We start from the raw sequence: 4,397 nt of genomic DNA, 5'->3' as shown, positions 1-4,397 counted from the left end.
ATAAAGGGTATATTAAAATGGCAGAAAGTATTATCAAGCTTATTGTATAAGGATTGTTTATAAATGTGGTAACAAATTGTATCTCATTAAAGAAACCATAACACAATACAATAAAACCTAAAACAATAAGTGTTAGTGTTGCTATTTTGGATTTCCGTAAGTAAATGTTTGTATTAGTAGTATCTGCTTCTCCAATTAATAATATAGAGGATAAAAATGCACATAATCCTGCAAAAAATAAACCGACTAGAATAGAGAAGGTATTTAGCCAAGGCATAATATAAAGCTGGTTAAAGCTAAAGTTAGTATAGTCTTCTGTAATTATAAGTTTGCCAGATATAGTTGCGCCAAATGTCATTCCTAAAAAAATGGGGGTGACTAGGCTAGAAACTCTAAACATCCAGTCGTAAATTATTTGAGATTTATCTATATAAGCATCATAATGTCTAAACACAAAAGCAATGCCTCTTAGTGTAATGCCTAATAAAGTTAAGGTTAAAGGAATATGTAAATAAATAACTAGAATGTTATAAAATTTAGGAAAAGCAACCCATAAGATAACGACCATAATTATAATCCATATATGATTGGCTTCCCAAACAGGGCCCATAACTCGGTAAATGGTTTTTTTAGTTTGTTCTTGATTTTTTTTTGAAGAGAATAACTCTACAATACCTGCGCCAAAATCTGCACCAGCAAGAACAACATAAAGTAATAATGATATTGCTAAAAACGATAATACAATGTATAACATAGTTGTTAAATTTTAGAGTTATTCAATGCTTTTATTTGGCGAGACATTAACCATGTAACTGCAAGTGTTAAAACAGTATATACAATAACATAAAGATAAAAGCTATACACCATACCTGGCATTGGGGTAACGGCATCTTTAGTTTTCATGATATTATGAATAATCCATGGTTGTCTGCCTACTTCTGTAACAATCCATCCAGCTTCTAATGCAATAAATCCCGTAGGTGCTAATATTATAAATAGAATCCAGTACCGTTTATTAAGGCGCCATTTTTTCTTTTTAAGGCTAATAAAAAAGAACAGGCCAGCTAATAGTAACAGGGTGCCAAGACCTACCATAATTTGAAAAGCATAATGTACCATAGCTACATTTGGTCGTTCATCTTCTGGGAAATCGTTGAGTCCCTTTACTTCTGCATTAAAATCTCCAAAGGCTAAAAAGGATAACGCATTTGGTATTTTAATTTTATAATTTACTTCTTGTGTTTCATTATTTACAATACCGCCAATGTATAAAGGCGCTCCCTTTTCTGTGTTATAATGTGCTTCCATTGCTGCTAATTTTACAGGCTGTCTTTTTGCAATATCTTTAGCAGATAAATCACCACTTATAGGTTGTAATAATGCTGCAATGGCTCCAAAAGTAATGGCGATTTTAAAAGCTTTTTTATGTAGTTCTGGATGTTTGTTTTTATAAACTTGATAGGCATGTATGCCAGCGACAGCAAACCCTGTTGCGGTAAAGGCAGCTAAAGTCATGTGTAGCGCCTGTGTAAACCAAGCAGGGTTTAATAAGGCCTTTATAGGGTCTATATTTAGGAACGCTCCATTTACATAGTCAAACCCAGAAGGGGCGTTCATCCAACCGTTAGCGGATACAACTAAAATACCAGAAGAAACACCTGCAATACCAACGATAACTCCTGTAAACCAGTGAAATTTTTCAGGTAATTTTTTCCAACCGTAGAGATAGAAACCTAAAGCTACTGCTTCTACAAAAAAGGCTGCTCCTTCTAGAGAAAAAGGCATACCAATAATGGGGCCAGCGTATTTCATAAACTCGGGCCATAGTAACCCTAATTCAAAAGATAAAGCTGTACCAGAAACGGCTCCTGTAACAAAGAAAATAGCAACTCCTTTTTGCCAAGATTTAGTTAGTGTAAGGTAAATAGGGTTTCTTGTATTTAACCATTTTTTATGAGCAACTATCATAAAAAAAGGCATGACCATGCCTATACAAGCAAAGACAATATGAAAAATTAAAGTGAATGCCATTTGTAGTCTTGCTGCATCTAAATTTTCCATATTTAAAATGTTTAAATTAAACTTTTACAAAGTTAATCTATAACAGTTAATTATGATAAAAAACGAACCTGAAAAAACAAGAAATTTAGATAAAATGATAGTTAATGTATAGTGCAAAAATGGAGTTCAATTCTAGTATCTTTACACCTATTATATTTGAAGCATTTAGTTTAACTATAAATTAATGATTATGCCTTTTCAAAGTTTAAGAACACAGATAGAACAGGTAGATATTTACTTATTAGATCAAATTTTAAAAGGTAGGTATTTAGAAGATGAAATTATTCTTGATGCAGGATGCGGAACGGGTAGAAATTTAAAATGGTTTTATAATAACAATTATACCGTATTTGGTGTAGATGCTAATAAAGCACATATAGACTGTGTAAAGGCTAGATATAATAAGTTTGAAAACAATTTTACAGAAGGTAAATTAGAAACATTAAATTATAAAGCAGAAGCATTTCATCATGTTATATGTAATGCGGTATTACATTTTGCGAAGAGCGAAGCCCATTTTTTTGAAATGTTTTCTGAGCTATTGCGTGTTTTAAAACCCAATGGGACATTATTCATTAGAATGACCTCAATTTTTGGTCTTGAAAATAAAGTACAGGACGTTTTTAATGGAATATATAGGTTGCCTGATGAAAGTGAGCGATTTTTACTAACTAGACCAATTCTTAATAAGCTTTTAGATTTTAATAACTTAGAGCTTCTAGAGCCAATTAAAACTCTGAATGTTCAGGATTTGAGGTGTATGACTACATTAGTGATAAGAAAACGGTAAGTTGTATAGCATCATTTAATTCATAATAAACTCCATATAAAAAATAAATGCAGCCATTATAAAAATAAAATACCCGAAGCCTTTTTTTAATTTTTGTCCGTTTATAAAATTCCCCAGATAGCTTCCAATAAAAATACCTATTAACGAGAGGCTAGTAAATATGGTTAAAAATTGCCAGTCTATTTCCATTTTTAATGCATCTCCTAAAAAGAAACCTAATAGAGATTTAAAAGCTATTATTATTAAAGAAGTGCCTATAGCTGTTTTCATTTCTACATTGGCTAAAATTACCAATGCGGGAATAATTAAAAAACCACCTCCAGCACCAATTAAACCAGTAATACCTCCTACTAATAACCCTTCAGCAAAAATTAAGGGATAATTACATTTTACTTCCTTGTTTACAGGTCTTTCTTTTTTTTCTTTTAGCATAGAAAGTGCAGCCGGAATCATAAGTACAGCAAATAAGCCAAACATTGCCATGCGGCGTGTTAACTCAAAACTTCCAATATTAAAAAGTACTTCTGGTAGTGCAGGCACCACATAATATCTTACTAAGGTAACCCCAAGTATAGCAGGAATACCAAATATTATTGCAGTTTTCCAATCTACATATCCTTTTATATGTTGTTTAAATCCACCAACTAAAGCACTGGATCCTACTATAAATAGTGAATATGCGGTTGCTATTTTTTCGTTTACAGAAAATAAATACGCTAGAACTGGAACGGCCAAAATAGAACCACCTCCACCTATTAGACCTAGAGATATTCCTATAATTAAAGCACATACATATCCCAGAAAATCTAACACATCCATATATAATTTGAATAAAATTATTATTTCAAAAATACGGTTTCATAATGGAGTCTACAAATAGAAAAAACTCGAGTTTTTTCTTTGAGATAGATTTTTTAGATAGGTGTAACTTTTTGTTTATTAGTGTTTTGTGGTGTTTTTTGTTAAGGGTTAAATAGTATATTTAATCTATGAAAATACTAGGGTTTTATTGCTAAAAACGCCTAAATAATATTCTGTAGATTTTTGAGCAAAGCATTTTAAAAAAAGCTGACCGAAAATAAAGCCAGCTTTTAAAAAGATAAATGAATTACAAATTATAAATATGGAGAGACATTAAAACTTGATGAAGTGTTTAATGAATAATATGAAATATATTTTGCATAAGTTGAGCTTTTTATAAAAGTTAAAATCTACTGACTATTATTTAAATTTTTTTATCGATAACATAAAAAGGAATTAGCTTGAAGTTGCTTGTTGCTGCTGGAAAGTAATGATTATAAACTCAGCTGGATGCACAACTGCTACTTTTATTGTAACGGTCATTATACCATCTAAAATATCTTGAGCTGTCATTGTACTCCCCAAACCACAAGCTACAGAAAAAGCATCGGCAGCAGTCGCGCCCTGTAAACCACCTTCTTTCCATATAGAATTTAAGAAGCTACTAATCATAGCTTTTACAGATTCCCATGTGTTTTTATTATTAGGTTCAAAAACATAGGCTCTTGCTGCGAGTTTACAGGAC

Annotated in this window: 5 protein-coding genes; 1 reads left to right on the top strand and 4 read right to left on the bottom strand. The window is 31.6% G+C overall.

Translation table 11 applies throughout. From position 1 onward, the window contains the following. Both ACVC2P_RS11050 and ACVC2P_RS11045 read right to left on the bottom strand, forming a co-directional pair. Nucleotides 1-754: cytochrome d ubiquinol oxidase subunit II (locus ACVC2P_RS11050; protein ID WP_452598529.1), on the bottom strand; the 754-nt coding region annotated here is incomplete at its 3' end. A gap of 5 nt (nucleotides 755-759) precedes the next feature. After that, nucleotides 760-2,061, bottom strand: coding sequence for a cytochrome ubiquinol oxidase subunit I (locus tag ACVC2P_RS11045; protein WP_452598528.1), 1,302 nt, complete (start codon nucleotides 2,059-2,061; stop codon nucleotides 760-762). A gap of 190 nt (nucleotides 2,062-2,251) precedes the next feature. Here ACVC2P_RS11045 and ACVC2P_RS11040 point away from each other — a divergent pair, with 190 nt between their 5' ends. Continuing rightward, the gene (locus ACVC2P_RS11040) at nucleotides 2,252-2,851 is read left to right on the top strand and encodes a class I SAM-dependent methyltransferase (RefSeq protein WP_452598527.1); all 600 of its coding nucleotides are present in this window, start codon (nucleotides 2,252-2,254) and stop codon (nucleotides 2,849-2,851) included. A 15-nt stretch (nucleotides 2,852-2,866) separates the two neighbouring features. On the opposite strand, the gene ACVC2P_RS11035 is transcribed toward ACVC2P_RS11040, so the two are convergent. Continuing rightward, nucleotides 2,867-3,670, bottom strand: a complete 804-nt coding sequence (locus ACVC2P_RS11035; RefSeq protein ID WP_452598526.1) for a sulfite exporter TauE/SafE family protein — start codon at nucleotides 3,668-3,670, stop codon at nucleotides 2,867-2,869. Between the two features lie 438 nt (nucleotides 3,671-4,108). Next, nucleotides 4,109-4,397: phage tail sheath C-terminal domain-containing protein (locus ACVC2P_RS11030; RefSeq protein WP_452598525.1), on the bottom strand; the 289-nt coding region annotated here is incomplete at its 5' end.

The sequence above is a fragment of the Pontimicrobium sp. MEBiC01747 genome, from assembly GCF_053601635.1.
Note: the sequence above shows the minus strand (reverse complement) of the source record. Positions and strands in the feature narration are given on the sequence as shown.

What these genes read in the sequence shown, in the direction of transcription:
- ACVC2P_RS11035 (WP_452598526.1), bottom strand. Translation starts at nt 3,670, where the DNA reads ATGGATGTGTTAGATTTTCTGGGATATGTATGTGCTTTAATTATAGGA.
- ACVC2P_RS11045 (WP_452598528.1), bottom strand. Translation starts at nt 2,061, where the DNA reads ATGGAAAATTTAGATGCAGCAAGACTACAAATGGCATTCACTTTAATT.
- ACVC2P_RS11040 (WP_452598527.1), top strand. Translation starts at nt 2,252, where the DNA reads ATGCCTTTTCAAAGTTTAAGAACACAGATAGAACAGGTAGATATTTAC.